Genomic DNA, 25,542 nt, shown 5'->3' on the forward strand with positions numbered 1-25,542 from the left:
CCGTATAAAATCACTTGGGTTAGTTGTTGTTCCGAAGTCAAAGCTAAAAAAATTCTACGGCAAGCTGGCTTCTTGCTTGGTGGTGGGTTTGAGCAAAGGGGTTGATTGTGAAGAGGACGTTTTTGAGCCTGCAAAAAAATATATTGATAAATGTGTTGTTGATGTAGCCAGATTTAAGCTTGTAGTTGTCGTTTTTTTAATTAGTATTTGTGTTTTATTGTTTGCCGCAGGGGCTAGGTTGTATTTTTTTGGTGTTGCTGGAATCAATTTTCAAGCACTTTTGATTGGGGTTTTTGGTGGGGCTCTAGGCGCGATGATATCGGTCCTGCAAAGAGCGAAGAGTTTAAGGGTAGAGTTGTACGAATCGATTGAGCTGATTTTATTACAAGGAGGTGTGCGCATCAGTTTAGGGTGTGCGTTTGGTGTTATTGCATTGGTAGCTAGCAAATCTGGCCTATTGTTGGAACTATTGAGCCAAAGTGATAACAAAATGTTCTTGCTTTCTGTAATAGCCGGCTTCAGTGAACGGCTGATTCCTGATTTTATAGGTAAAATTGCGGAGGATGGTGTTAAATAAAATTATACCTACCAATTCCTACTTGTAATACCTTGATTCACTTAGTCTCGTTGCCGACTTCAGCGGCAGTCTGCCGCTGCCGAATCGCATGCGACCCGGCCAGCACGCCAGCGAAGAACACCTCCATATCAAAAGCCTTGGTCATACCCGCCCCCCAATGTAGGCAGCGACCACATTAATCCGCCCGTGACCCAGTTCTCGACTGATCTGCCTGTGAGCCTCACGGTCAAGACAACGATCTATGGCACATCACTGCCCACCATTAACAGGTGCGCGATGCTGGGTGAGCTGCTCGTAACGCACAAGCGCATGCCGGTGGCTCGCGCCAACAGAACAATCGCGGCGGCCCCGCAGTTGATGATGGCGAAAGAGCGCATCGACGATCTGCTTAACTTGTTCGCGGTCTTGACCCTGAGGCACCGAGTGTCGAATCCCGGTGCGCTGCATACCCAAAGCCTTGCTCGGACTGGCAATTTCAAATACATATCACCGCGAAGCGCCGCCATTGTCCTGTTAACACTGGATAGCCGGTTTAATGCGGTGCTGACGGCGAGTTCACCGCGCCTAGAGCAACCGAAAAGGAACTTGTAGTAGTTCACAACGAGTTCGCCGTGTGGTGCCTGGAAATCATGAGAGGTGTCCCCGTGACCATCGACGGCGAAAGTGTGATGGGGGATGGAAAGCTGGTGCGCTTGCCGCCGGCACCGGCCTACCTCAACGTAATCCGCCAGTTCCTGAAAGATAACAAAATTGAGTCCCAGGCTCCCAAGGGCAGCACGATGGGGGATTTAAGCGATCTTCCTATTTTTGATGATGACAATGTCTCGTTGCCCCGGATTTAGAATTTTTCGAGCTTCGCCACCTTCGCTGCTGCAATAGGGTCTGCATCTAGCTCGTAGTATATGTGTGATCCGGTAACCTGTAGGAGAAGTTTGCCGCCCCTGGAGACGTCGTAGCAATGTACTCCAGTAGGGGTTTCGCTTTTTGTGATCGTTACGTTAGGAAAGGCTGGTCGAAGAAGTTTGATGGTTTCTTGCATCTTGGCTTCCGCAGCTTCATCGGTCTTTGGGGTGTCTCGATAGAAATAAAGCACCCCTATGATTAAGTTGTTTGTTACTCCGGGGAAGTATGTGGCCTCTTTGAAGTAGCCATGGTCTTTATCTTCTACGCTCATGTGGATTCGCTTGATTTTTGCGTCCAGTCCGGCCATTTCTACGGCTTTTGAGAAGGGCATCCCCATTTTGATATTTCTGAAGCCGCGCGGGTACAGGCTGTCTTCGTCGAAGACAGTAGTGCTTGTGGCTTGAGCGTATTTTGTCTCTAATTCCTCTGTCCGGCTCTCAGCTTTAATTGTTCTTTCGGTTAATGCGATTACTTTGCCTTCTAGTTGTTCGATTTTAACTGTTTGGTGTTGATTATAAAGTGGCAGTAGAGTGGCGTAGGCGAATGTCAGAGTCCCTGCGCATGTAATTACCGCAACTATGCCACCTTTGTCCTTCCAGTTCATGCTTAATCCTTCTATGTCGTTCGCACAGAGTAGTAGAAGACGATGATTTTTTAAACAATAACAGGTGTCCCCAGGCGCGTCCTGGGTGGCCTTGTGGCTCTGCCTTGGCTCGCTCCTGCGCGGGCCCAAGTAGTCCCTTTGCCGTATGGCTAGGCACTAACATTTGCTAACAGGGCAGGTGCCTGGAGGGCGGCGATATGTGGCTTCGATGTCAACGTCTGGCCAATCCCAAACTACGTTGAGTTGGAATGAATCCCTTCCGCATACCCGGTATGGTGGACCTGGCGTTGAAGTTCGACGCGCTCATCAAAGAGGAAGCATGCTTCATGCAGGTAGTTATCCGTTGTAACGCTTTGCTGGCGCTGCCGACGGTGCTTCGAGCTTGTTTGACCACGCTTTGACAGAGCGCTGGCCAGGCAGATAGCCGCGAGACCTGTGGCCAGGCGTCTTAGTTCTTCCCTGGGCTGGAGGCCGTCAAAGTCGGGGCCCTGGCCATGTCATACCCCTGACGGATTTTGAACAGATCTGGACGGATCGACGCCTGCGATCTGGTACCGCGAGTGCAGGCAGGACAGCCGCTATCCAACCCTGCACCTGGAACAACGACGTTATTCTTGCTGGTCGTCACCAAGGCTCCGCGGGGATGTTTGAACTGCACGCGAAAGAGCTAGACGGATTGCCACAAAAGGGCTGCGCCCCAGCCTATGACAGGCCTGGGCGATGGCTTGATCAGCGGGCTTGCGTGCTTCGCCTGATCAAATGTCCGCGCGTCTTGCAGTTGGGGGCGCCAATGTCAGACAGACGGCATAGGTATGGGGCTGAATTGTTTTGACGTATTGATACCCACGGAGACACAATCGCGCGCAGTCAAAACGCCATTATCAGGGAGAGAGAGCGTTGAACGAGGTAGTATCAGTAGCCACGTACAGAGAGACATTGCCTCAGAGCTGTCCACCTGCCGATGTCCATGCCCCGCAGAATTCTCCGCTTTGGCGGCTGCTACGTTCCCATTCGGTATCTGAATCTGATTTTGACTCACAGCGTAAACGGTTGCCGAATCACCCCTATCCTGATGAGTGTGGGGCAAGATCGGTTTCTTTGGCGACATCCTTGGCCACCTGCAGAGCTATTGCTAAATCGCCTCGTTCGAAATTTACCCATGCCGTTGCGATCCATGTCCAAACCACCGCAGGTGTGTGGCATCAAGACTCGCCTGGACATGTGCACTTCTGGCCTTATCAAGGGCATGATCTGATGGTCCTTGTGGGGGCGGTTGACAAATTATGAGCGATCTTACGGTCTACAAAGTACTACTAGAATACGAAGTTCCACTCGTTGTTCTTGCCAAGAATAGTAGAGCTCAGAACTATCTTGGAATAAATTATGACGACGGCGAGTATGCGTGTAAGTTTTACTTTTGCCGTATTGCACCGGACGTACTGAAGCTTTTATTGGCTGAAAAAATAGACGTGCGCTATGTGGTCACCCGAGGGCATAAGGGTAAGTACGAACTTGCTGAGCTTTGGGGGCGCGTGGGCGAAGAGTGCAAGACAATTAAAGTTGAAGATATTTCCGAAGAGATATTGCCGCAGCCTGGCATGTTTCTTCCGGGGCATGCGCCGATTAGCTCTGCAAGCAAGGTTAAAATCGTTGATATCGATGGGCGCTGGGAAGTCAGCGACCTTAAAAAGTTCTCAGATTTGGTTCAGGATTGCTATGCCTTCGGCTATGCGCTTCTTGGTGCCGCAGGCGCGGTGACGAAGCGTGAGATCGAGCGGGTTTTCCATAAATACCCGTGGCGAGGAGATTTCAGTTCCGTTAATTTTTTTAAGACTCTATATAAGGGGATTCCCGGGCAGGACAGGGCACAAATTAGAAGTATTGAATATGCCTCACCCGGATCTATAGAGTTTTTCATAAATGAGGTAGTGGCTGACTCAATTCGTGATCTCGTGATCGACCTTAATGATGATGAGAGTCGCGCAACAGACACTTATCGACAGATTTATAGGCGCTTGCAGGATAGAGGGTGGCTGGGTAAGTCTGAAGATGATCTGATTTTGCATGCCGACGATATAGCTGAACTTCGAGGTTTGGTTGACTTGGCTTGTGCAGCATTTGGACTTAGGAATCATGAGGATCATATAATGGGGCTGGCGAGCGGGGATATGCTTGCTTCCGTTAAGATTGTCCTTGCTTACTATCGTCGATTGAAAATGTTGGCAGATTATGTTGCTACTGGTAAAGCACAGAATGTCTTCCATGATTGAGTCACTCACTAAATCTTGCCCATAATGTTATCTTCCTTCATGACCATTCGACACCGGATAGATGTCGGATGGCTTGAAGTCTTTCTAGCTTATTCGTCCTCAACAATTTGGGCGCCTACCTGCGGCACCGAGTGGGGAACCCCGCTGCGCTACATACCCAACGCCTTGCGCGGGCTCGGCAAGTTCACATACTGATCACTGCGAAGCGCCGCCATAGTCCTGTTAACGCTGGATAGCTGGTTTTGTGCGGTGCTGACGGCGGGTCTCCGCGCCTAACCACGTCACGCAGATACGCCGCATAATCGGCCAACATTTTTCGATCAACCTGCCGCACATCACTGATACCGGGCCCTTGTTCGGAACGGCACCATTGGACGAATGCCTGCCACCGATCACAGTGCGCTTTGACCGTACCGAAATGACCGCCGCCGAACATATCTCTCAACGCCTGCGGCCCTGCGTAGCTCAATTGCCTGCCGTAACCAAAATTACGGCCATCGCGTCTACCCACCAGTGCCATGTCGGTCACCTCATCTACCGTTCTCCGATCCTCGCCCCACGTCATCCCGCCAAGAATGCTGAGTGTTATCAGGGATCAAGGCCCCTGCGACCTGTGGGGAATGTCCTCTACGCGGGACTGGCGGCTCCTTACGTCCGGGAGCAAGGGCATCTCATGATCTGGCCTCCTGAGCACCGTTGTCGGTGGGCGGGTGGAGGCAGCACTGGCTGACGAGACCAGCGTCTGAAGATCCTGAGCCATGTGCAAGCAGCAATGCGATGACCGGGGCATGCCTGACTGTCAGTCAGGTGCAGTCCATTCCTTGGTCTGCGGCACCATCATCTACAGCGCTGTTGCTGGTGACATCGGCGTTTGTCACGCCGATTGTCACGAGGGGGAATGCCGCAAAGCCTTGTGCGATCAGGGCTGCAGCAGTGGTAGAAGTGCCCGTCTCTTTCCACAGAAAGAGACGGGCACAGGTTGGCGCAAGATTCGGCCAAGCGGATAGGTTGCTGCAGGGCAGCTAGTAACGGTGTAGCTGGCGCACGAGCACCATATGTGTAAGAGCATCCATCACATGGGTAGTGAACGGGCGAGCTGCCGGATGCGAATCGCCCTTGGGGAGAACCACCGTGGGAGCGGCGTGACCTTTAAGGTTCGGGTCACCTGGGGTGCTGTCAGCGACAGCGTTTGCAACAACAGTTCTACGCCTGTGGATAATTTTGGTCAACGCCCCATTCCCCGGGGCCTCTGGGGCTGTGCATGAAATTATCCACCGGTGGAAATCAGTGGTATCCAAAGGATTTGTGTCGGCTTTTAGCTTTGCAAAGCGAGGTCCATCCAAACAGGGCGGCTTTGCAGCCCTGTTTGGATGGACCTGAATTAAAGAGCGGCCAACGGTGATCTGGAGGGTTCATCGACGATTGAATGCGCCACGCCCATTCGGCAAGGGGGTGATGTTGTCGCCAGCTGGATGGGCGAACTCATGTGGAGTCACATGCCCCGATCTGTTGGCATCGATGTAATTGCTCCACCACGCCATGATCAGCCTGCGCTGCTCCAAAAATTCGGCCTTGTGGATGTAGGCGGCGCGCACGCGATTGCGTTCCTTGTGGCTCATCTGCCGCTCAATGGCCGCGTCTGTCCACAGCCCCGACTCAAGCAAGGCGCTGCAAGCCATGGTCCTGAATCCATGTCCGCATACCTCCTTGGAGGTGTCGTAGCCAACGTTGCGCAGCACTTGGTTAACCGTGTTCTCCGACATTGGCTTCCAGTACTTGTGGTCACCGGGCAGCACCAGCTCGGAGAAGCGACTCAAGCCGCGCAGCCGTTCAAGGATCGCGATGACTTGGGGAGAGAGCGGCACCACCTGTACGTCTCCGCTCATCTTGGTGCCACGGGTGGAATTGCGCACGCCGTCGATTGGCTTACGGGTGTCCGGGATTTCCCATATCGCCCTTTGCAGGTCGAACTCATCCCAGCGCGCAAAGCGCAGTTCGCTGGAACGCACGAACACGTGCAGCGTCAGCAGTACAGCCAGCTTGGTTAGCTCACGACCGTTGTAGTTGTCGATCCGCTCTAGTAGTTCGGGGAGGCGGTTGAGTGAGAGGGCAGGACGGTGCACGGTACGCGGGGCATGAATCGACCCTGCCAGATCGAGCGCCGGATTCTGGCTGATCTGCCGCGCCCGCTTCGCGCCCCGCATGATCGTGGAGAGATAATTCTGCACGCGCAGGGCAACGTCCATGGTGCCGCGCTCTTTGATACGCAGAGTGACCTCAAGCAGATCATGGGTATCAAGCTCAGCGATGGGGCGTTGGCCGATCAGGGGGAAGACGTGGGTGCGCAACCGGCTCATGACGGTCTTGGCGTGTCCCTCCGTCCAGCGCCGCGACATTTCGGCGTGCCACTCCAGGGCGACGGTTTCAAAAAGCAGGGAAGCTCGTTGAGCAGCTAGCTTCGCTTTCTTCTTCTCTTCCATCGGGTCGAGGTTGTCGATCAACAGGGCCTTGGCTTCATCGCGCTTGGTCCTCGCGACGGCCAGCGAGATGATGGGGTAGTTGCCGATGATCAGCGTGCCTTCCTTGCCGCTGGGCTTGAAGTAGCGCAATCGCCACGTTTTCACGCCGTTGGGTTTCACGAAGAGGTACATGCCGCCACCGTCGAACAGCTTGTAGGCGCGTTCGCGAGGTTTCGCCGTACGGCATTTGAGGTCGCTGAGAGGAACGGCTAGACGTGGCATAAGGGTACGTTCTCCATGCTGGGAAGACGCTGTACCCTAAAAATACCCCCGGGGATGGGGTATTTTGTTGGATCCCGACGGAGGGTCCTGGAACGAAAAAACCCGCCAAAGGGCGGGTTTTAGGGGCTTCCAAGGCATTCGGTGGAACGCGATGGAGCTGGATATGGTGCCGGCACCAGGAATCGAACCCGGGACCTACTGATTACAAGAACCCTGCTCACAGTATGTGATTCAATGGGTTACGTGATTCTCTGGTACGTGCCGAGCATGCTGACGGGCAGAAACCATATAGTCTCTGCTTGTGTTGGTACGTGGTGTTGGGGGCGACAAAATCAGCTGACAGCAAAAGGCCCCGCACATCCCAATGGAGTGTGGGGGCCTGTTTCAAGAGAAGCTTGTAGCTGGCGTCAACTGCGTGCCCAGTTGAGTACAGGAATTTCATACACCTCCAATGGCCGCTCAGCCGCGATTTCCTCTGCTGCGCGCTGACAGTGATCCTTCAGTTCCTGGATGGAAATGCCATGCATTTCAGCGACACCTGGGGCGACATTGGCCGCACCGCCGCCATCGCGTAGCTTGAGAAACAAGAGGTGATGTAGTGGCAAATCGGCAAACGGATTGCTGGCTTTATTTTCGGACATAACACCGCTCCTTTGTGGGTGATGACCGAGTGTAATCACATTGGCGGTAAGGAATGCCACATCATTCGGCAGATGGAGATACTCGAGGAAGGCTGAAGTCGTAGATGTCGAGCATGGCTTCGTCTCGGTGGCCGCTGGCGTCTTGCTTCTGCTTGCGGTCGCCGGGCGTGTCGGTGATGCCGCGCCGTTTGAGGTCGTGCAATGCGAAGCGCTGCTCCTCGGTGATGACGCCGTCCTTGATCGCCCTGGTGATGAAGCGCTGCCAGGTGCTGTCCAGGCTGCTCTTCTGCAACTGGCCGCCATGGGCCGCCACGATAACGAAGCGGCGCTCGGCCAATGTTGGAATAGGGTAGGACTGGCTGGCCCATATACGACGCCTGTACGATTTGGCGCCCTCCCAGGCAGCGCGGAGCCTGGGCGTCCAGCACACCACGTTGTCCCGGCTGCCCTTACGCCTGTTCGTCTGTACGCCGTCCTCCAGCTCGTTCGCATCGGTGAGTGTGACGGCCTCGATGCCGCGCAGGCGGCATAGGTAGGCCAGCTCCATCACGTAGCCCAGGTAAGCCGGGCAGGCCCCAGGCTGTCCGCGTGTGAGCTGCCCCATAGCGTGCGCTCGTGCGATCAGTTCACCCATGACCTTGGGGTTCGGCAGGCGGCGCTGCTTGCGCTCGGCCGGCGCTTCGATGCCTAGGGCGACATTGATTTCCAGGTAACCGCGGTTGCGGCCCCATTGCATAACCCGTCGCAAGTAGCGAAGAACGTGCGCGGCCTTCGACGGGGTCCCCTCGTCGGCGATCCGGTCGACCAGGCGTTGCACCAGGGCCGAGGTGAACTTGCGCACTGACAGTTCGCCGAGTGGCTTCTGCAGCTTGGTCGGGATGGCCAGCAGCACGTCGCGGGAGTACTCGTAATCGTCACGGGTTTTCTTTGCGAGCCGCTTGCACTGTGCGCTGGCGTGGAACTCTTTGCACAGGTGATTGAGGCTTTCCCGATCAATGCCGTTCCTCTCCTCCATGATCCGGTGCAGATCCCCGAGCGTCGCGGTACGGCCGGCGATGTTCATCCGCTTGCGGTTGCCGCCCTCGTCTCGCCATGAGGTGTACCAGGTACCTTCCCAGCGGTGGTCAAAAAAAACGGCCGCCGGAATGGCGGCCTGATCAATGTGTGCGGGAATGTGCGGGTTGTGTTTACGGGTCCGCCTCATAGGATCTCGCTGTCGTATTTCTCGGTGACCGGCGTCTTGCCGCCGGCCTGGTTGACCAGGTCAATGGTAGTCCAGGGGCCATGGCGCCCCCAGAACCAACGGATGCCCTGCTTTCGCAGGGCTTGCTCCACTCCAGACCGGCGGGTGTACCCCGTGAGGCGCTGCAGGTCCTGGAACGTCAGGACCGCGCCAGGCTGGTGCTGATCAATCATACGGCCGGCGTCCCATGGTGTACGACTAGAACTCCGCCCCGGGGATTCTGGCGGCCGCCTCCGTGGTGGCGGATGACTGGGCTGCTGATCACACGACCTCCCGCTGTGAAACGCTCAGGCCTACCGCGACTGGACGGACCCAGATCGGCATGCTGCTGAGCATGAACGTCTCGCCCTGGGCGGCGAGAAGCAGAGTGGTGCCCATGACATGGGCTATCGCCTCGGCCGCCGCCGGCGGGACGGCATTGCCGATTCGCTCGCGCCAGGCCTGGTCGCTGAGACCGTCCAGTTCGAGCTGCTCCTCGGGCTCTACCAGGCTTTGCAGGGCGGCCAGCTCCAGGGTGGTGAATGGGCGGTGCCAGGTACCGTCGAGCGACTCGATCACGCATGTGAGCCGGTCGTTTGCCTCTGGCAGCCGGGGATCGGCCACGCTCCAGCGCCCGTTGTCGTGCATTGCGCTGGCGGAGACTGCGCCGGCCGGGCCTGACCACGGGACCACGCCATAATGGCCACCCGTCAGGTAGGCATCGCCCTTGGTGCGGCGCATGCCCGGGCGTGGGTCAGCGATCAACAGCGCTCCGCTGGCAACCTGCTGCGATCCGGTCACCGTGCCGGCGGTCTGGTTCATGCCAACCACGTTGAGCTTGCGGCTCGACGCGCCGGGGTGCCAGTTGTGGTACCGCGGATCTTGCACTGCGAATGCACCTTGGCCGGTGGTGCTGCCGGCGATTACGGTGTTGGCCGTTCCACTGAATGGCGTCACCTGATACTTGCCGAAGCCTTCACCGGCTCGGCGCGGGTCGGCCACGCTGAACGTGCCTTGTCCTGGGCTCTTGACCCCGATTACCGCGCCGCTGGTGTCCTGCCAGCGGCGTACACCGTATTGCTGGTACTGCAGGGCTCCGGCCTTGGCGCGTGGATCTGCCACAGAGAACTTGCCATTGGTTGGTCCACTGCGAGCCGCCACAGTACCGGCCGACTCGGCCCAATCGTTCACGCCGAGGAAGCCGTCGCGGAATTGGGGCACGATGATTAAGTCGCGCAGGTAGCCGTCCTCGATCGACAGGTCGTTCAGGCTTCGCCAGTCCTTGCCTGCTTCGACCAATGCCAGGCGAACCCAGGTCTTCCATTGCAGGGCCGGTACCCGATGCATCGGCCCGGCCTGCTCGATATCGCCGGCCAGTGGCATGCGCCCGAGGATGTCACCCACTGCGCGCAGATTCTTCTTCTCCGGCTCGTACAGGAACGGTGGCACCTTCTCGACATGGCGAGCCACCAGCAGGAAGCGCTTGCGGCTTTGGGCAAGGCCGCCGATGACGCCGCAGTCGTGAGTGGTTTCGGCAACTGCATAGCCGAAGTGGCTGAGTAATGCGCCGATCTGGTCCAGCAGGTGCCGGCCGCGGCTGGCCAGGCGGGGGACGTTCTCGAACACCAGCAGTGGTACCGGGTCATCCTTCCAGGCCTCGCCGAACAGCCAGATGCAGCGCAGCGTAAGTTCGTTCAACGCCTGATACTTCGGGGTCAGGCTCATAGTTTCCGACAGCAGGCCACTGGCGCCCTTGCAGGGGGAGCTGATGAAGACCGCGTCCGGCCTACGGCCACCAGCCGCACGCCGAATATCCTCCGGCGTTGCCTCGCGCCAACCTGCTGGCGGCTCGTTACCGTGAAAGCGGATGTACTGGTCGCGGGTGAACAGATCAATCAAGGTGCCCTTGACGCCCGACAAGCGCTCGAAGTCGGCCAGGCCGGCCGGGTCAACGTCTACCCCGCCGATACACTCCCACTCCGCCTGTATGTTGCCGACGACGGGCTTGGCCCGGTTGAAACCCTTGGCTCCGCCGCCCAGGCCGCAGCACAGGTGGAAATGGTAAAGCTTGCGCTTAGCGAGCATTGCGACGGCCCCCTTGTGCCCGTTTGGCTTCAACGTTGGCCATATAGGCTGACCAGTACGCAGATTGGCGCTGTTGGCGGAGCTGGCTGCAGCGCTGGTGGTTGCCGTGGGAGCGGGCCTTGTTGCAGATGTCGCAGTGGTTTGGCAGATCCAGCGAGTGGCTGGCCAGGCGTGGGCGGGTTTGCTGGGTCATTCCGACGCCTCCCCAACCAAGGCGCGGGTCAGCGCGTTCCGTTCGCTGGCCAGCGTCAGGTGAGTGAGCTTCACGCGGATGCAGTGATGGTTCCGGTATTGCACGACGGCGTGCTCGCTCTCCAGTTGCACAACCTTGGCGTGCTTCACACTGAATCGCATGCTGCGTCGGCTTCCACTCCCCACAACGAACGTGACCTCGTCGCCGAGCTGGAAGGTGGGTGTGGTAGCCTTCTCGGCGCCAACTTTTGGGGTTTCTACATGCATGTCGTTTCTCCTTGGGTATGGCTGGTGCCGGGGAGCTGCAACTCCCTGGCACCACTTCTCTTGCTGTGAAACTCAGTTGCGGCGGGCCAGCTGGACATACACGTCCTCGAACCGCGGGTCTTCCTCGACGCTGGCCTGCCAAGCAATCACGCTATGGATCTGCGCCCTGGTGCAGTCGTCGACCAGGATCTCGCGTTGACCGCTGTTCACCCGCACCTCCAGGATCTCGTTGAGCCCGTCTTCGGCGTAGGCGCCTGCGTTGATGATTGGGTGGTCCTGGCCGGCAGCGACCTGCCGATCCCTTTCCTGCTGTATTTGGCTGCGGCCATCAGCGGACGCGTTGCCGATCAACACTCGAATCAACATGTGGGTTCCTCGGTCAGGCTTGGAAAATCCAGCACTTGACGATGGGTTGCTTGGTGATGGTGAAGTTGCCGCTCTTCGCCTGGTGAGCCCGCACCGCGCTGTCGACGGCTTTGTTGACCTCGATGAGCTTGTGGGAGCGGGAGTCCTTGAGGCGGTCACGCAGCTCGTTGATGTCGGCGAGCTTCTGGCGGTGCTCGGCTGCGCATTTGACGAAGTCGTTGAGGTTGATGGCGATGACGTGGTCTTTCTTGCTGTGGTTCACGACAGGACCGTCGGCGTCGAGCCCTTCCAGGAACTCGTAGACCTCCCAGAATTCAGCCACCACGGGATGGTCAGAGCTGATCGAGGCCTGGCGCTCGATGGCCATGCGCACCAGCTGGGCGCGGGTGTGGTCGACTTGGTGGTCGCTGAGGTCCACAACCAGACGCAGGCAGTCCAGCAGGGCAAGCATCTGGGCGTGGTTGTAGATGATCCGCTCAACGCGGATGTACCCGCTGAGCTGGCTGCCGCAGTGGTGGCATTGGTTCTCGTCGCCCTGGAACGGTGTGCCGCAGGCGAAGCAATGCGAGTGCAGGGCGCGGAGCTTCGCCTCGTACACCGGCAGGCGCACGGCGAACAGCTCTAGGATCTCGGCCTCTTTGCGGACCGCGCGCAGCAGGAAGTTGCTCAGCAGCGCGCCGTCCAGCCCGTTCAGGCGGTCGGCTGCGGCGCGGCTCTCCACCGTGACCTGTGGTCGCACGAAGTGAAGCTTCACGATTCGCGTCATGATCGCTTCTGACGCCACCACCGGGGCGTTCTGGCTGATCGCGATAGTCCCGCGGAATGGTGGCTCGTAGGTTTCGTTGCCGGCGGTCTTCACACCCTTGGTGGCCAGCGTGCCACCGCCGAAGTAGTCCTTCAGCTCGTCCCACTCGAAAGTTTTGGCGTGGCTCTTGTCGTCGCCGCTGCGGTCGGATTCGAGCAGCACCACCGGCATACCAGAGACCTGGCCCATTAGGCGGCTGCGGCCAGCCTTGGTGGACTTCGCCGGGTCGAAGCCCTCGTAGCCCTCGCGGCCGAACAGTTTCCACAGCAGGGTGAGCAGGGTCGTCTTGCCGGCGCCGGCCTCGCCTGTGGCTTCCAGGAAGGGGAACGACTGATAGCGAAAGCGGATCTGCTCAGCGAACAGCGAGCCGAACCAGAAGGTGGTGGCGACGATGCCCTGGGCGCCAAAGCACGTCCACAGCAGCGAGGTCCATTCCTCGTTGTAGCGCTTGTCGTCCTTCTGCAGGGCCATCTTCACGCCCTTCTGCAGGCTCTTGAGCTTGAGCTTGCCCATTTCGAAGAACTCTTCCTCGTTCACGCCGACCACCTGGCCGTCGCGCACTGCGACTTCGTTGAAGACGTAGCAGCCGTATTCCCGGCTGTAGCCGATGTAGTCGATGGTCTGCACGGTTTTGATGCCGAAGAGCTGGTCTTTCATGATCTTGTCCAACTGTTGTCCACTTCCGGTGAACACGGCCCCGGCACCCATGCCGAGAAGGCGTTTCTTGAATTCGCTGGCGGTAGCCACCTGGCTGCCGGTGAAGGTGTTCTTCACCGCAGCCCCGTCGTGGGGGAAGTCGACGCGGAAGAAGTACCAGGACTCGTCGGTGATCTCGTTGCGCTGGTAGTACAAGGCCCGGGGGTAGCAGTTCGCGATCTCGACCACGCAGCCGGACATGCGCAGCGCCTTGGCGCGGCGAGCTTTGTCGTTGAGCTGCTGGTCCTCTTGGGTCTCGCTGGAGTCCAGGGCCTGCATGGCGCTGTTGAACTTGGAAATGTCCAGTCGCCACCAGTAGAGGCGGGAGTCGAAGCCGAAGTGGAACTCTTCACGCTCCCGCCACTGGTACATCAACAGCGCCTTCTCTACGGCGCTCTCGGCAATGAGCAGCGCGCCGTGGTGTTTGGCCTCGTCCAGCTCATCCTTGATACGTGCCGCCCGGGCTTCGTCGTCATCCATGAAGGCCCAGCGCTGGTGCAAGTCGTTCCAGTCGACTTTGCGGGCATCTGGCTGCGGGATCTGCGCGGCCTCGCAGGTGAAGCCGAGCGCGCGGGCACGCTCGACCCAGGTCTTGGTGTACCTGTGTGCCCCAGGCTCGTTGTCGAGCGCCCATACCAGCTTCGGCGTCTTGCCTTCGCAGGTGGCGATCAGCGCCTTGAGCGATTCCTCGGGGTAGGCGTTCGATGACAGGGCTGCCACGGCCGCGATCCCGTTATGCAGCAGGGCGATGGCGTCGAAGATGCCTTCAACGATCCACAGCTCCTTGACCTCCTGCAGGTCGAGGCACGGTGGGCACCACCAATAGCCCTTGTAGCTCTTGCCTGGCTGGAAGCGCGCCTTCTTCTTGCCGAACCGGTGCGGCTGATCGATGAGGCGTTCCCAATAGCCGCCATGTTCGAGCGTGAAGCGCACGGTGGCCGAGCCGATGCCCAACTCGCTGTCGTGGTAGCTCTCCTGGGTGTACCAGCCCTTGATGAGTTCCAGGCGGAAGCCGCGGGCGAAGGTCAAGTATGCAATAGCGCTCGCCGCCGGTTCTTCCTTGGTCGCTGGAGCGCGCTTGCTCCAGTCGTCGAAGAGGTCCGGGTACAGTTCCTTGACTGGCGCCATATAGCGGCACTTCTGCTCGCGGCCGCAGCGGATGAACCAGGGGTTGTCGTATCGCGAGAACAGGCGCCGTTGATTGCACTGAGGGCAGGTGCCCTTGCGCATGTACTCGGTGCCGGCCATGTGCTGCAGGCCGTAGTCGCCCTCCAGCCGCTGGAGTACATCTGCGCGCAGCTGGTGTTCCATGGTTTGTGGTTTCACAGCTGACGCTCCACCGATAGTGGGCCAAGCTGCGACTCAAGGGCCTTGCTTGTCCGGCAGATGCCACGCAGGTATGGGAGGTCCTGGAGAACTTTGCGGCCGCGCTCGCCGGTGGGTACATCGCGATAGCGATCGGAGTACCAGACCTCAGCCATGGCGTGGGCATACTGCCCGGCAAGCCACAGCTGGTACTGCTTTGCCTGCTGCTCGTCGAGCGTGATTTGGATGGTGATGTTGCTCATTTCGGCCACCAGTGGAATGCAGTTTCCCCTTACCCACGCAGAACGGGGCATCGGGAAGGGGTTGGATCGGGTTACTTGGAGGTGTCGCGGTGTTGCAGCATGCGGCGCGGCAGGTAGCGTGCCGGCACCTGGTAGCGGTGCTGGGTGATGGTGTCCAGAAGGATCAGTCGTGGGCGGAAGATCCCGCTGGTGGCGCAGATGCCTACCAGCTGCAGGCGCTTGGTGGTCTTGCTCTCGAACTCCGCCACGGCCAGCTCGGCGATCCGCTGTACCAGGTGTGCAGGGACTTCCAGCGACTGCACCAGGTACCGCCGGCAGTTCTCGAGCACCTGGTGGTCACCGGACAGGTGAAGGCCTTCTCGGCGGAACAGGTACGCCACCGCAGCCTGCTGCATGGCCGCGCGGTAGTCGGTTTCAACGGTCGAGATCGATGCGATAGCGTTCATGCGTTCACAGCCTCCATATCCAGTTGGTCCAGCAGATCCGGGTGGTCGTCGCCAGTGGCAGACTTCATCGCTTGGCGGCGCAGGGCCACGGTCGCAACAGGCAGGCGAACCGACGGGTTCGGCATGCCGCTCGGGCTCATTTCATGGGTCATTTCGAACTGGGCACGAACGGACCAGCCGCAGGCCTCGTTCACGCACTGCAAGTACGCAACGCGCAGAAAGATGTGGGTTCCCTCGCTGGTACGGATGCGCATGCGGCCGCCGCAGTGAGGGCAAACGAGCTTGTAGGTGCTCAATGCACACCCCCTTTGCTGTGCAGCTGGATCGTCGCCATGACCTCCGCTTGGCGTGCTGCCAGATACCGGGTATGGGCTTGCATGATCGCCTTCGCCTCGTCTGGCTCGATAACGCCATCATCCAAGGCCTTGTCGATGATCTGATCGACCACGCCACGCTTGGCCGCGGTGTTCACCGCCCGGGCGTAGAGATCGATGTTGTCCAGCTTCTCCGGCCGGACGAGCGGCACGAACATGCCGCCATACAGGTGGGAAATGAACTCAGGGAGGAAGGTCGTCCCCGTGTCCCGCTCCAGCTGGTGGATCTGGTCATAGCTCAACGGCCGGCTGCCAGCGTTCTCGTAGACATGGTTATCGAACCGCTTCAACTCGTAGCCCAGGCGTGCTGCTGCGCTCTCGCGGCCGCCAGGGAAGGCGCAGATCACAGCGCTGACTACCTGGCGAAGGGTTTCTAGAACTGGACGCTTCATGTTCTGGTGTCTTCCTTGGGCCAGGGGGGCTAATTTTCGACTTCGCCGCTCTTGATTCCGAGCAGCACAGCCGCTCGATGGGCTTCCCCGCGAAGGCACTTTTTCTGCCCTAGAAGGACCGCATAGACGGTGCTGGGATGTAGTCCATGGTTGATGGCGAACTCTTTCGCCGAGATACCCTGCTTTTCCAAGCGTTTGCGGGCATCCAGGCAGGCTTGCTCGGTAACTGGGGTGGCGTGCATAGTGGTCAATCGTGCAATTTCGTGTAGTGGTATGCGAAGAATGATGCACATTTGTTCATTTGTAAATAGTGATAAGGAACGTTTGTGCATCTTCTTGAAGAAATGGGTGCGCGCCTACAGGCAGAACGCAAGCGGCTCGGCCTGACTCAGGACGAGCTGGCCTTTATCGTTGGGGTGTCGAAAAGAACGCTGGCCAGCTACGAAGCTGGCACCAGGGAGCCAGGTGCTGCCTTGTTGAACCACGCTACCGCTGCAGGAGTTGATGTTCTCTATGTGGTAACTGGACAGCGGGTTCCTACCCCGGAGGTTTCAATCGGAGCCGATGAGATGGAGGCGCTGCAGCAAATTCGTGCGCTCAGTGCGGAGGATCGAGGTGCCGTTGGGCGGCTCCTTGCCGCGTTTAACCGCAAGTGACTAGGAGTTGAAGATGCTCAAGGAAGTGCTGGGGGCGGCCCTGTTTTTAGCCGCTCTGACCTTGGCCGGGTGCAGCGGCCAAGACGAAGGCAAGAAAGTAAGCGCTCAGGAGTTCGGTGATGACTGGCCGTTCACAGTTGCCAGTGTGGAACTGTTCTGTGAACCGAATCCCCCGAAAGCCTTTGTGAAAGCTCCTGATGGAAGCTTCTATGCATTGAACGCAAGTGCAAAGAAGGTTGCGACGGAACGCGGATGGCTGGAGGTCAAGACGATCTTGAAGCCAAGCCGTTGGATGAAAGAGGTTCCAGCGGACTACTCGACTATCGCGCAGAAAGCCATTGATCTTTGCCCTCAGCCGTAGATTCCTCTGCGGTCATCGATGAATGGGCTGGTGGCACGCTCAACCAAACCGAGAATCGCTCCTTCCTAGGGTGCTTTGGTCGGTACCGATGTTGGTACCGGGCGCCCGAACGTGTGAAATGGAGTGAAACATGTCGGTAGTGAAACAGGTGGAGACCAACCAGCCCAAAGTAGTTGAGTCGCTTGAGCTCAACCAGCGCGAACGGATGGTCGTGCAGATGTTCAGGCAGCTCGATCCGCAAGGACGCGAGGACATAATCCGGTTTCTGGATGCTCTTCTCGCCGCGCGATAGACAAGGAGCCCGGCCGTGCGCCGGGTTCTTTGTTGATGCTACTGGGCTTGCTGCTGCATGCGCTTCCATTCGCGGTCTGCAGCCCGCCGCGCATTCTTCTCGTTCACGTACAAGCGGCGCAGGCGCCTTGGCTTGGTCTGATCGCCGGCAGTGACTGACTTTTCTTTCCCCGAATCCTTGTCGCGGTAGAAGGCGATGACCCCCGTGTACTTGATCTTGCCGCGCACGCCGTCCTCAAGCAGGCCTTCGACCGTGTCCTCTGGCAGCTTGCTTTCCAGCTCCAGGCTCATGGTGTAGCCGGCGTCGGCCGTCAGGCTGTGCTGGACGTTCCCGCCGTACCAGATGATTTCATCGATCTCCGACTTCACCCCCTGGAGCGTGTACGTCAGCTCCGGGATCAGGTCCGGCCGGCCCTTGACCAGCGTGTAGCTGAGCGTGGCGGCGCCTCGCTGCAGCCGGTTCAGCTCTGCCCGGGCGGCGCGCAGGGCGGACTGCCGATCGCTGTAGGTGTGGCGCAGATCCTTGAGGTTCTCGCCGCCACCGGCAATGGCCTCCTGTTTCTTGGCGCTGTTCACGTCGTAGTAGTAGGCCCGCACACCGTCATAGCTGTCGCGGTCGGCCTGCAGGAACCGGTGCTGGTCGCCGTCGGCGCGGGTGAGGGTGATGTGGGGCAGGTCCAGGCCGCTGGCGGTCTTGCCGCCGCCGGCCGGCATGCACACCAGGCAGCCGGCTTTCACGGTGGCCACCGCGTCGAAGTCCTCGCCCAGGCGCGTCAGCAGGTTCGCATCGGACTCGTTGGCCTGGTCGAGCTGGGGGATGGCCAACCCATCCAGGGCGCCGGAGATCGTCGCGGTGAGCCCATTGCCCTGGGCGATGTCGCCCAGGACTTCGCCCAGCGTGGTCGCGCTCCAGCTGCGTTCGCGCTTGGTCTTCAGGCCTTTGCGCAGATCCGCCGACCTGGCGCGGATACTGAGCACGTCCGGCGCGCCGCTGTGCTCTGTCTCGTCGACGATGTAGCTGCCTTTGTCCACCAGGCCGGTGTCGCTCCATCCCAGCCACAGGCGCACTACGGCGCCGCGCGGAGGAATCACCAGCAGCCCGTCGTGGTCGCTGAGGGTCAGGTCCAGCTGGTCCGCTTCGAGGCCGCGGTTGTCGGTGAGCTGCAGGCTCATGAGGCGCGGGCTGATCAGTTGAGCGATATCGCTGCCGTTGACGGTGATTCGGAATGCCGGCACCGGATACGCGGCATCACGCTGCAGTCCGTCGTAGGTGTTCCGCAGGAAGCCGGTGACCTTGGCGATGGCGGCTTCGATCACAGCAGCTGCCTCAGGATGTTCACACCGCCCGCGATGCCGGCGCCGAGCATGTCGATGCGGCCGTCATCGATGCGCTTGAGGCTGAGGGTGAAGTCGATGCGCCGCGCGGCGCCGTCCTGGAAGAACAGCGTTCGGTTGTCGCTGAGGCTCTCGATCACCCATAGACCCAGCAGGCGGCCGGTGCCCTCGACCAGAGGCCAGGCTTTGCCGGTGTCCGCCATGTGCCGCAGGGCATCGAGCGCCGACGGGGTGCCGGCCAGCTCCGGTAGCAGAAGGCCGGGGAGGGTGATGGAGTCCTCGCCACGGCCGAGGAACTGCCGTGACGGTTGGGCGCCGATGCGGTTGCTGGCGGCATGGCGCCACTCGGTTTGCCGTTGCATCTCCTGGTAAGCCAGGGTGTGCAGGCTGAAGACGAACATGCCCAGTGCGAGCATCATGGCGGGTTACTCCTGGTCGGTAAGGCGGCTGCGCTGGCGGGCGGCCTTCTCGCTGTTGATGCGGGCCAGCTCGGCGCGGACCGCCCGGCCGATGGCCTGCGGGTCCATGCCTGGGGTGGGATGGATGTTGATCTCGTAGATGTCGTGGCTGTCGTAGCTCGCAGACGGTGCTGCGCCCAGGGGGGCACGGTCATCCATGGTGATGGGCGTGCCACCAGCGGCAAGCGGGCCACCGCCGTTGAACTCCGGTAGCGTGCCCTTGAGCGCGAATGTGCCGGCGTCCGTCAGCTGCTGGCCCATGCGGTTGACCGCCTCCAGCGGAGCCTTGGCACCGTCGTCCAGGCCCATGGCAAGGCCCTCGGTGGTGAACCCGCCCAGTTCGGCGAAAACGCGGGAGGGGCTGTGAATCCCGAGCTTCTCCTTGAACCAGCCGATGGTGGAGTCACCCAGGGCCGACACGGCGTCCTTGATCTGGCCTAGGCCAGACATCAGCCCGTTGACCAGGCCGTTGACGATCATGTTGCCGAACTCGGTGAAGCGACTGGGCATGTCGACGCCCAGGTAGTTCAGCACCGCGGCGAAGGCCTGATAGATCAGGCCGATGGGGCTGAAGTTGGCCAACACTGTCAGGATGCCGCCGATGCCGGCGCCGAAGCCTGCGCGGATCTCCGTCCAGGCGTTGGCGAAGTACGCCTTCACCTGGTCCCAATTCTGGTAGATCAGGTAGGCGGCGCCGGCCAGGGCGGCGACCACGGCCGCAATGGTCAGGGCCACCGGGTTCGTTGCCAGGCCCCAGAGCGCGATGCTCACGGCGCGAATGGCGGTCAGCAGACCGCCTTTCAGCACTGCGACCAACCGGCCAACCACCGAGAACATGCCGGAACTCTTCACGCCGAACAGCGCCATGCCGTAGCGCACCATGGCGAACGGGCCGAGCAAGCTGGCCATGGTGATGGCCAGGCCGCCGAAGCCTGCGGCAAGTACTGCCACCGCAGCGACGACCTTTACCAGTCCGCCGGCCAGCGCGGGGTTCTCTCGCGCCCAGGCGCCGACGCTGGCCGCGACTTCGCCCAAGGTGTTGATCAACCCCTTCAGCTCTGGGGCTACAGCGGCGCCAAACTCTGCGAGGGCGTTGGTGAAGCTGCCCTCGGCCGCCTCCATGACGTTGCTCAGGGTGTTGAGCTGCTCGTTGACGCGGGTGCGCAGGTCGGCCTGGTCCTGGAGTTTTTTCTGTACCTCCTGATAGCCGGCCAGCCCCTTGTTCATCATGGTGTTGAGGACCGTCAGGGTTTCCGAGTCGTCCCCGAACAGGGCCTTGATAGCCGCGGTGCGGTCTTCGTCGTTCAGGACCTTGAGCTTTTCGACCTGGGCGTACAGGTTCTCCAGCCCCGAGAAGTTGCCGTCCTTGCCGGTGAAGCTGAGCTTGATGTTCTTTTGCTTCAGGGCCTTCATGTCGTTGACGTCGTCGACGCCATCTTTATCAAGACCAGCCTGGAAGATCTTGCGGTACGCGTTGCCGGCTGCGCCTCCTTCCATGCCGGCCTGAGTCATCATGACCAGCAGCGGGGCAAGTTCGTTTGCAGCATCGATGCCTGATTTCTTGATGACATCCATGACAGGGGCGATCTTATTGAAACCCTGCAGCATGTCCTCACTCTTAACGCCCAGGTAAAAGCCACGCTGGATAGTGTCCATCAGCGCGAGCATGTCCTTTTCAGACGTTCGAGTGGCGTCCTGCATGTTGGCGGCGAACTCTGCCGCTTCCTCTACAGGCATCTTCAGTTGCACACCTAGATAAGCAGCAGCCTCCCCGGTACCACCCAGGATGCTCTGCGCACTGATGCCCTGCCGGCGCAGCATGGTCATCATGTTCTGGAAGTCGGCAGTAGTGCCGGGCAGGCGGTCGCCGAGGCTGGTGGCCAGGTCGCTGATCTTCTTAAAGTCCTCGGCGACCTGGCCGTTGCTGCCCATCATCGAGACCTTCAGCTGTGTCGCCGAATCCTCGTTCGGGGCGAATGCGCCCAGGACAGCTTTCACCGGCTGAGCTGCGGCATACCCCGTCGCCAGGCCGGCGGCGCCGGTGCCGGCCATCTTCGCGGCCAGACCCTGGGTCCGTTCGAGGGCTGCACGGGCTTTGGCCAGCTTCGCTTGTCGGCTGGCCAGCTCCTCCATACGCCTGCTCTGGGCGCTGATGGCTTCGTTCGTCGATGTGATCTGTTCGCGCAGCTTGCGCTCATGGCTGCCCAGGTCGCGGGTGCTGATGCCTGCGCTGTACAGCTTGCCGCGCAACTGCTGCAGCTTCTCGGCCTGCTGCTGGTGCTCCGTCTTGAGCCGCTGTGCCTCGCGCACCGCCGTGCGCATGTTGCTGGCCATGGCCTTCGTGGGCGCCCCAGTGGCCGCCATCTCCTGGGCGATGGCGCGGACCTTCGCCCGGGCAGCCTCCAGCGCCTGGGTGGTTTCTTGGGTCTGGGTGAGCTGGGTGCGCCAGGCACTGACGTCCTTCTGCTGGGCGTTCAGCTCCTTGAGGCGGTCGCGGGCCGCCTTGAGCTGCCGGCCAGCCTCGAGACTGGCCTTGTCGATCTGTTTGAGCGGCGCGGTGGCCTGGTCGATGGCGTCCAACAGCACCCGCAGGCGCAGGTCATTTGCCATGGTTGTTACTCCTGATCCGCGCTCGCTCGCGCCAGTCCATCAGCTCGCAAACGCTGAGCCTGTCCATGTCACCGGGCGACCAGTGAAAGACGATGGCCACATCGGCCATCGCGTCTTCTACGCAACGAGGGATGCGTCCGTCTTCATCCGCTTCTGCAGCAAAAAACTGGCGACCTTCGTACCGATGGCGAACAGGTCGGCCGGGTCCAGACGGCTGACCTCGTACTCGTTCAGCTCGCTGATGCGCGGCACCAGCTTGATCAGGCTGGCCACGTCGATCTGCAGCAGTTCGGACAGGTGCAGGCCGCGCAGCTCGCCGGAGGTGGGCTTGCGCAGGGTAACGAGCGCGATCTCGGTGTCGCCGCGCTTGATTGGGGTGTCCAGCTCGACCTGGTTGTCGTTCAGCGGGGTGGCTTCGGTGGTCTTCATGGTGGCTCCAGTGGGGAAGAGGGGTTAGATGCCTATGGCTTTACGCTGCTCGGCGAGCATGTCTTTGCCGTCGATGATCTCGATGAAGTTGAGCAGGTCGATCTCGACCAGGACCTCACCGTCCACCGCCAGCTTGTAGTAGCTGCAGGTGGTGGTGATGCTGTGCTCGGTGTCCTCGCCGGGCGTGGCTTCGCCCATCTCGATGGTTTCGTGGCGGCCGCGGACGACGACCTCCACTGCCGATACGGTACCGGTGTCGTCCTGCTGGAAGCTGCCGGCGAAGCGCAGCATCACGCCGTCGGCCTTCACCGCGCCGAATTGGCGCAGGCCCAGCAGGTCCAGGCCGCCGGTCTTCCATTCGAACTGGATACCGTCGTCGGAAAAGCCCAGGTCGGCCTTCACCGGGCCGTTCATGCCGCCCCCGCGGTAGCCTTCCATCTTGCGGCTCAGCGGCGGCAGGGTGCAGGTCTTGCACACGCCCAGGTAGCTGGTGCCCTCGTTGAAGAGGTTCATGTTCTTGAGTTTGCGCGGCATGGCCATGGTGGCGGTCTCCGTCAGCTGTTGATGCGGCTGGCGAAGTCAGCCAGGTATCGATCGGTGATGCGCTGGCGGAGGGTCAGGTCCTCCAGCGGTGGTACCGGCGTGTAGTCGTAGTCGATGTAGAGCTTGCCGGCCTTGAGGGTAGTGGCGCTGTTGACCTCTTCGTCGTACCAGGCGCTGCCGCCGATCAGGTAGCCGCCGGCCACCAGCTCGCGGAACTTGGCGTTGATGCCCTCGATGATGTCGCGCACCAGGGAGGGATGCATGGGCTTGTCCATCGCCCACATGTGCGCCTCTGCCATGGTGTCGGCCAGCACCTGGGCGGTGCGGGTGTAGTTCTCGAAGGCGAACAATGGGTCTTCGGTGCAGGTGCGGCTGCCCCAGAAGCGGAAGCCGTCGGCGTTGATAAGCGTGGTGACTTCGTTGCTGTTGAGGTAGTTGGCGTCGGTCGCCGGGTTCTGCAGGTCCCAGAACACGTCGGCGCTGATGCCGGTCACGCCGTTGACCGGGATGTTCGAAAGGGTTTTGTGCCAGCCGATTTCCTTGTCGATCTTGGCGCGCAGGCCCAGGGCGCGGGCCACGGCCGGCGCAGTGACGGTGGCGTTGCTGGCGGTGCTCCACTGCTCGAAGTCCGGCCAGATCACCATAGTTTCACGCGCGCCGAAATTCTCGCGATAGGCGACAGCTTCTTCCTTGGTCTTGCAGCCGCTCGCGCTGACGTAGGCGAAGCCGCGCAGCTGCTGGGCAATCGCGGTCAGGGCGGTGGCCACCGGCAGGGTGTCGAGGCCTGGCACGCCGAGGATACGCGGGGTGACCTTGAGGCGGGTTTTGGCGGCCAGCAAGGCTTTCATGCCGGTGTACTTGCCGGTATCGGTGGTGGTGCCGATCAGGTTACTGGTGGTCTCGGCGTCCGTAGCGCCCTTCGCCACGCGCACAACCACAGTCGCGGGCTGGGTCTGCTCGGCGATGGCTTGCAGGCTGGCGGCAAGCGTACCGGTCTTTCCGGCCCTGCCGATGGCGCTCTGCACGTTGGTCAGCAGGACGGGGGTGTCGAGGGGGAAGGTAGCCGCATCGGCGTCGTCTGCGATGCAGACCAGGCCGACCACGGCGGTAGAAACGGTGCGGATTGGGCGGGTGCCCTCGTTGATTTCGAGGACCCGGACGCCGTGGTGGTATTCGTCGGCCATGGTAGGTGCCTTTGCAGTGGGGTGACACTGCACAGACTGCCGCGCGCGCGGAACTGCAGCGAGCCGGAAGGGTTGTAGGATCGCCCCCTACATGACGGACTCAATCCAAGCCGGAGCGATTGGCCGCGCTGCGAAATCTGGGAACGCGTCGGCTTGTGGCCAGTCGCGCAACGCTTGCATGAAAATCAGCAGCTCAGTGAACTGCGCTGCTGTCAACGTCGGTTCGGCGCCAATTTCCAGCTGATCGCGATGACGATCACGCAACCAGACCAGCGCACCGAGTTCAGCGTCGCGCCACGCGCGCTCAGTATTCGCGACATCACGGGGCGAGGGCTGCTCAACGACCGGTGGGGTAAACTCATCGCCGTCATATCGCCAACCGATCCACACCGGAACGCCCCCCGGCAGGGGAATGCCCAGCGCATCACCGCTGGCCAGACCAACGACAACACCCTCCTGAATCAATGCTTTCATCATGCTTGCCACCTCACCCGCGCGTTCATCTTGCCTGGCCCGATAGTGCCCGTTGGGATGTATGCGCTAATGCCAACGCGCCCATAGTAACGGTCACTGAACTTTGCCCCATCACCCGTTCCGATTGGCACCCCTGCAGAGTTTGTACCGACCGGCTCGGCGACAATCGAGTAGTCTGACTTTGTGAAGTCGTCAAAGTCCGTAAAGCTCGCAACATATGCGCGCGGTGTACGTGCCCAATTGAGTTCGAGTGTGTAGCCACCAGAAGCACCGGCCCAGAACGCTACTGCCTCCAGAGCCTTCTTGTTCGCCAGGGCAACTACAGCCGGTTTGCTGCCGGCCGCGCCGGTCACGACTTTCGCAAGCAATATGTCGATCGACGTCGAGTCGAATCCTGATGATGCCTGCCCGGCCGATGATCGATAGCTCGCGGGCACAGCATCGGAGTCGGTGCCCGGGGCGGTATACAGCGTCAGTGCGCCTGCTTGGAAGTTCGCACGCAAGAACAGTTGCGAGTTGACCGGCAATGCTGCGCTTGTCCATGCAGTGGTTTTCACAACGCGCGGCTGGCCCAGTTCCCCAGCCACATCAGCCTCGGCGAGCAGAATGTTGACCCCCGCCGGCACGCTCACTGTTCCCCCGCCGCCTGCCTGCGCAGTCGCCACGAGCGATAAGCGCCCGTCGGGCGTGGCGACGGTGGGGTAATCAAGCGCCGCCAGCGGGAGCTTCAAGGCATCGCTGATCGCTTTCGCCATCTCGACTTTTGTCGGCGCGTCAATGATGCCGAATCCGGCAAGTGTTGTCGGGTTCCAGCTGCCTGCTGTCACTCGGCCCAGAGCATCGACTTGAACGCGACCGTAGATGCCTGGGACAACGGTTTTACTGATCACAGAACGGAACACTAGCGGAGTCGATCCAAGAATCGGGAAGCTGGTGTTGCTCAACTGCCATACCGAGCTTGCGTTGATCGTGCCTGCATGCACTGCGATCAGATGAGCAGGTGAACACACTGCGCTTGTGTTGGCGTCCAGAGCGCGCGGCCAGACCCCGAC

The 25,542-nt window shown here is 60.2% G+C and carries 29 protein-coding genes and 3 pseudogenes; 6 read left to right on the plus strand and 26 right to left on the minus strand.

Translation table 11 applies throughout. The features are described 5' to 3' along the window. Window positions 1-577 (plus strand): hypothetical protein (locus tag APH44_RS30175; protein ID WP_177339415.1); only part of this gene is annotated, 577 nt, incomplete at its 5' end. Between the two features lie 141 nt (window positions 578-718). Here APH44_RS30175 and APH44_RS30525 read toward each other — a convergent pair. Continuing rightward, a pseudogene (locus APH44_RS30525) lies at window positions 719-1,185 on the minus strand (hypothetical protein); the annotation flags it as partial. A 36-nt stretch (window positions 1,186-1,221) separates the two neighbouring features. Here APH44_RS30525 and APH44_RS26840 point away from each other — a divergent pair. Beyond that, window positions 1,222-1,419: a hypothetical protein gene (locus APH44_RS26840; protein WP_177339416.1), complete on the plus strand. Its 198-nt coding sequence runs from the start codon at window positions 1,222-1,224 to the stop codon at window positions 1,417-1,419. Here the strand turns inward: APH44_RS26840 and APH44_RS26845 are convergent. Further along, the gene (locus tag APH44_RS26845; RefSeq protein WP_054895347.1) at window positions 1,416-2,084 is read right to left on the minus strand and encodes a hypothetical protein; all 669 of its coding nucleotides are present in this window, start codon (window positions 2,082-2,084) and stop codon (window positions 1,416-1,418) included. The genes APH44_RS26840 and APH44_RS26845 overlap by 4 nt on opposite strands. Before the next feature lie 1,283 nt (window positions 2,085-3,367). On the opposite strand from APH44_RS26845, the gene APH44_RS26850 reads away from it, so the two are divergent. After that, on the plus strand, window positions 3,368-4,354 hold the full coding sequence (locus APH44_RS26850; RefSeq protein ID WP_054895348.1) for a hypothetical protein: 987 nt from the start codon (window positions 3,368-3,370) through the stop codon (window positions 4,352-4,354). A gap of 152 nt (window positions 4,355-4,506) precedes the next feature. On the opposite strand, the pseudogene APH44_RS29560 reads toward APH44_RS26850, so the two are convergent. The 15 genes and pseudogenes from APH44_RS29560 to APH44_RS26920 all read right to left on the minus strand — a co-directional run. After that, a pseudogene (locus APH44_RS29560) lies at window positions 4,507-4,874 on the minus strand (integrase); the annotation flags it as partial. 892 nt (window positions 4,875-5,766) lie between these two features. After that, window positions 5,767-7,095 carry an integrase arm-type DNA-binding domain-containing protein gene (locus APH44_RS26855; RefSeq protein ID WP_054895349.1) on the minus strand — a complete coding sequence of 443 codons (1,329 nt, stop codon included), beginning with the start codon at window positions 7,093-7,095 and terminating at the stop codon, window positions 5,767-5,769. Between the two features lie 407 nt (window positions 7,096-7,502). After that, on the minus strand, window positions 7,503-7,736 hold the full coding sequence (locus APH44_RS26860; protein WP_054895350.1) for a hypothetical protein: 234 nt from the start codon (window positions 7,734-7,736) through the stop codon (window positions 7,503-7,505). Between the two features lie 61 nt (window positions 7,737-7,797). Then, window positions 7,798-8,940 (minus strand): tyrosine recombinase XerC, encoded by a 1,143-nt coding sequence (gene xerC, locus APH44_RS26865; protein ID WP_054895351.1) that lies wholly within the window; start codon window positions 8,938-8,940, stop codon window positions 7,798-7,800. Next, on the minus strand, window positions 8,937-9,152 hold the full coding sequence (locus APH44_RS26870; RefSeq protein ID WP_054895352.1) for a DUF4224 domain-containing protein: 216 nt from the start codon (window positions 9,150-9,152) through the stop codon (window positions 8,937-8,939). Before APH44_RS26870 ends, xerC begins: the two co-directional genes overlap by 4 nt. Before the next feature lie 88 nt (window positions 9,153-9,240). Further along, window positions 9,241-11,043, minus strand: a complete 1,803-nt coding sequence (locus APH44_RS26875) for a DNA cytosine methyltransferase (RefSeq protein ID WP_054895353.1) — start codon at window positions 11,041-11,043, stop codon at window positions 9,241-9,243. After that, on the minus strand, window positions 11,033-11,236 hold the full coding sequence (locus tag APH44_RS26880; protein WP_054895354.1) for a hypothetical protein: 204 nt from the start codon (window positions 11,234-11,236) through the stop codon (window positions 11,033-11,035). Before APH44_RS26880 ends, APH44_RS26875 begins: the two co-directional genes overlap by 11 nt. Continuing rightward, complete coding sequence (locus APH44_RS26885; RefSeq protein ID WP_054895355.1) at window positions 11,233-11,502, minus strand: hypothetical protein; 270 nt, start codon at window positions 11,500-11,502, stop codon at window positions 11,233-11,235. Before APH44_RS26885 ends, APH44_RS26880 begins: the two co-directional genes overlap by 4 nt. 72 nt (window positions 11,503-11,574) lie before the next feature. Beyond that, the gene (locus tag APH44_RS26890; protein WP_054895356.1) at window positions 11,575-11,868 is read right to left on the minus strand and encodes a hypothetical protein; all 294 of its coding nucleotides are present in this window, start codon (window positions 11,866-11,868) and stop codon (window positions 11,575-11,577) included. Between the two features lie 13 nt (window positions 11,869-11,881). Further along, the gene (locus APH44_RS26895) at window positions 11,882-14,680 is read right to left on the minus strand and encodes a toprim domain-containing protein (protein ID WP_054895357.1); all 2,799 of its coding nucleotides are present in this window, start codon (window positions 14,678-14,680) and stop codon (window positions 11,882-11,884) included. An 11-nt stretch (window positions 14,681-14,691) separates the two neighbouring features. Next, the gene (locus tag APH44_RS26900; RefSeq protein WP_054895358.1) at window positions 14,692-14,937 is read right to left on the minus strand and encodes a hypothetical protein; all 246 of its coding nucleotides are present in this window, start codon (window positions 14,935-14,937) and stop codon (window positions 14,692-14,694) included. 71 nt (window positions 14,938-15,008) lie between these two features. Further along, window positions 15,009-15,383: a hypothetical protein gene (locus APH44_RS26905; protein ID WP_054895359.1), complete on the minus strand. Its 375-nt coding sequence runs from the start codon at window positions 15,381-15,383 to the stop codon at window positions 15,009-15,011. Continuing rightward, window positions 15,380-15,679: an ogr/Delta-like zinc finger family protein gene (locus APH44_RS26910; RefSeq protein ID WP_054895360.1), complete on the minus strand. Its 300-nt coding sequence runs from the start codon at window positions 15,677-15,679 to the stop codon at window positions 15,380-15,382. Before APH44_RS26910 ends, APH44_RS26905 begins: the two co-directional genes overlap by 4 nt. Continuing rightward, window positions 15,676-16,149: a YmfL family putative regulatory protein gene (locus APH44_RS26915; protein WP_054895361.1), complete on the minus strand. Its 474-nt coding sequence runs from the start codon at window positions 16,147-16,149 to the stop codon at window positions 15,676-15,678. The genes APH44_RS26910 and APH44_RS26915 overlap by 4 nt, the downstream gene beginning before the upstream one ends. A gap of 29 nt (window positions 16,150-16,178) precedes the next feature. Further along, on the minus strand, window positions 16,179-16,391 hold the full coding sequence (locus APH44_RS26920; protein WP_054895362.1) for a DNA-binding protein: 213 nt from the start codon (window positions 16,389-16,391) through the stop codon (window positions 16,179-16,181). Between the two features lie 84 nt (window positions 16,392-16,475). Here APH44_RS26920 and APH44_RS26925 point away from each other — a divergent pair, with 84 nt between their 5' ends. From APH44_RS26925 to APH44_RS29945, 3 genes are all read left to right on the plus strand, one after another. Next, window positions 16,476-16,805 carry a helix-turn-helix domain-containing protein gene (locus APH44_RS26925; RefSeq protein WP_256216591.1) on the plus strand — a complete coding sequence of 110 codons (330 nt, stop codon included), beginning with the start codon at window positions 16,476-16,478 and terminating at the stop codon, window positions 16,803-16,805. Between the two features lie 13 nt (window positions 16,806-16,818). Beyond that, window positions 16,819-17,166: a DUF2511 domain-containing protein gene (locus tag APH44_RS26930; protein WP_054895364.1), complete on the plus strand. Its 348-nt coding sequence runs from the start codon at window positions 16,819-16,821 to the stop codon at window positions 17,164-17,166. A 130-nt stretch (window positions 17,167-17,296) separates the two neighbouring features. Continuing rightward, on the plus strand, window positions 17,297-17,458 hold the full coding sequence (locus APH44_RS29945; RefSeq protein ID WP_156343805.1) for a hypothetical protein: 162 nt from the start codon (window positions 17,297-17,299) through the stop codon (window positions 17,456-17,458). 38 nt (window positions 17,459-17,496) lie between these two features. Here the strand turns inward: APH44_RS29945 and APH44_RS26935 are convergent, their stop codons facing one another. The 9 genes and pseudogenes from APH44_RS26935 to APH44_RS26970 all read right to left on the minus strand — a co-directional run. Next, on the minus strand, window positions 17,497-18,774 hold the full coding sequence (locus APH44_RS26935; protein ID WP_054895365.1) for a phage late control D family protein: 1,278 nt from the start codon (window positions 18,772-18,774) through the stop codon (window positions 17,497-17,499). Further along, window positions 18,771-19,211 (minus strand): phage tail protein, encoded by a 441-nt coding sequence (locus tag APH44_RS26940; RefSeq protein ID WP_054895366.1) that lies wholly within the window; start codon window positions 19,209-19,211, stop codon window positions 18,771-18,773. The genes APH44_RS26935 and APH44_RS26940 overlap by 4 nt, the downstream gene beginning before the upstream one ends. Window positions 19,212-19,217: 6 nt before the next feature. Then, entirely contained in the window at window positions 19,218-21,860 is a 2,643-nt protein-coding gene (locus tag APH44_RS26945; protein ID WP_054895367.1) for a phage tail tape measure protein, read from the minus strand. Continuing rightward, the gene (locus tag APH44_RS29570) at window positions 21,850-21,969 is read right to left on the minus strand and encodes a GpE family phage tail protein (protein ID WP_081263144.1); all 120 of its coding nucleotides are present in this window, start codon (window positions 21,967-21,969) and stop codon (window positions 21,850-21,852) included. The genes APH44_RS26945 and APH44_RS29570 overlap by 11 nt, the downstream gene beginning before the upstream one ends. Before the next feature lie 8 nt (window positions 21,970-21,977). Beyond that, window positions 21,978-22,289, minus strand: coding sequence for a phage tail assembly protein (locus APH44_RS26950; protein ID WP_054895368.1), 312 nt, complete (start codon window positions 22,287-22,289; stop codon window positions 21,978-21,980). Between the two features lie 24 nt (window positions 22,290-22,313). Continuing rightward, window positions 22,314-22,829, minus strand: coding sequence for a phage major tail tube protein (locus tag APH44_RS26955; protein ID WP_054895369.1), 516 nt, complete (start codon window positions 22,827-22,829; stop codon window positions 22,314-22,316). A gap of 14 nt (window positions 22,830-22,843) precedes the next feature. Further along, window positions 22,844-24,016 carry a phage tail sheath protein gene (locus APH44_RS26960; protein WP_054895370.1) on the minus strand — a complete coding sequence of 391 codons (1,173 nt, stop codon included), beginning with the start codon at window positions 24,014-24,016 and terminating at the stop codon, window positions 22,844-22,846. Window positions 24,017-24,103: 87 nt separating this feature from the next. Then, entirely contained in the window at window positions 24,104-24,493 is a 390-nt protein-coding gene (locus APH44_RS29575; RefSeq protein WP_256216592.1) for a phage tail assembly chaperone, read from the minus strand. Then, a pseudogene (locus APH44_RS26970) lies at window positions 24,490-25,542 on the minus strand (hypothetical protein); the annotation flags it as partial. The gene APH44_RS29575 and the pseudogene APH44_RS26970, both read right to left, overlap by 4 nt.

Origin of the sequence: Pseudomonas sp. NBRC 111143, from assembly GCF_001320965.1 — a bacterium.
GTDB classification, from domain to species: Bacteria; Pseudomonadota; Gammaproteobacteria; order Pseudomonadales; family Pseudomonadaceae; genus Aquipseudomonas; species Aquipseudomonas machongensis.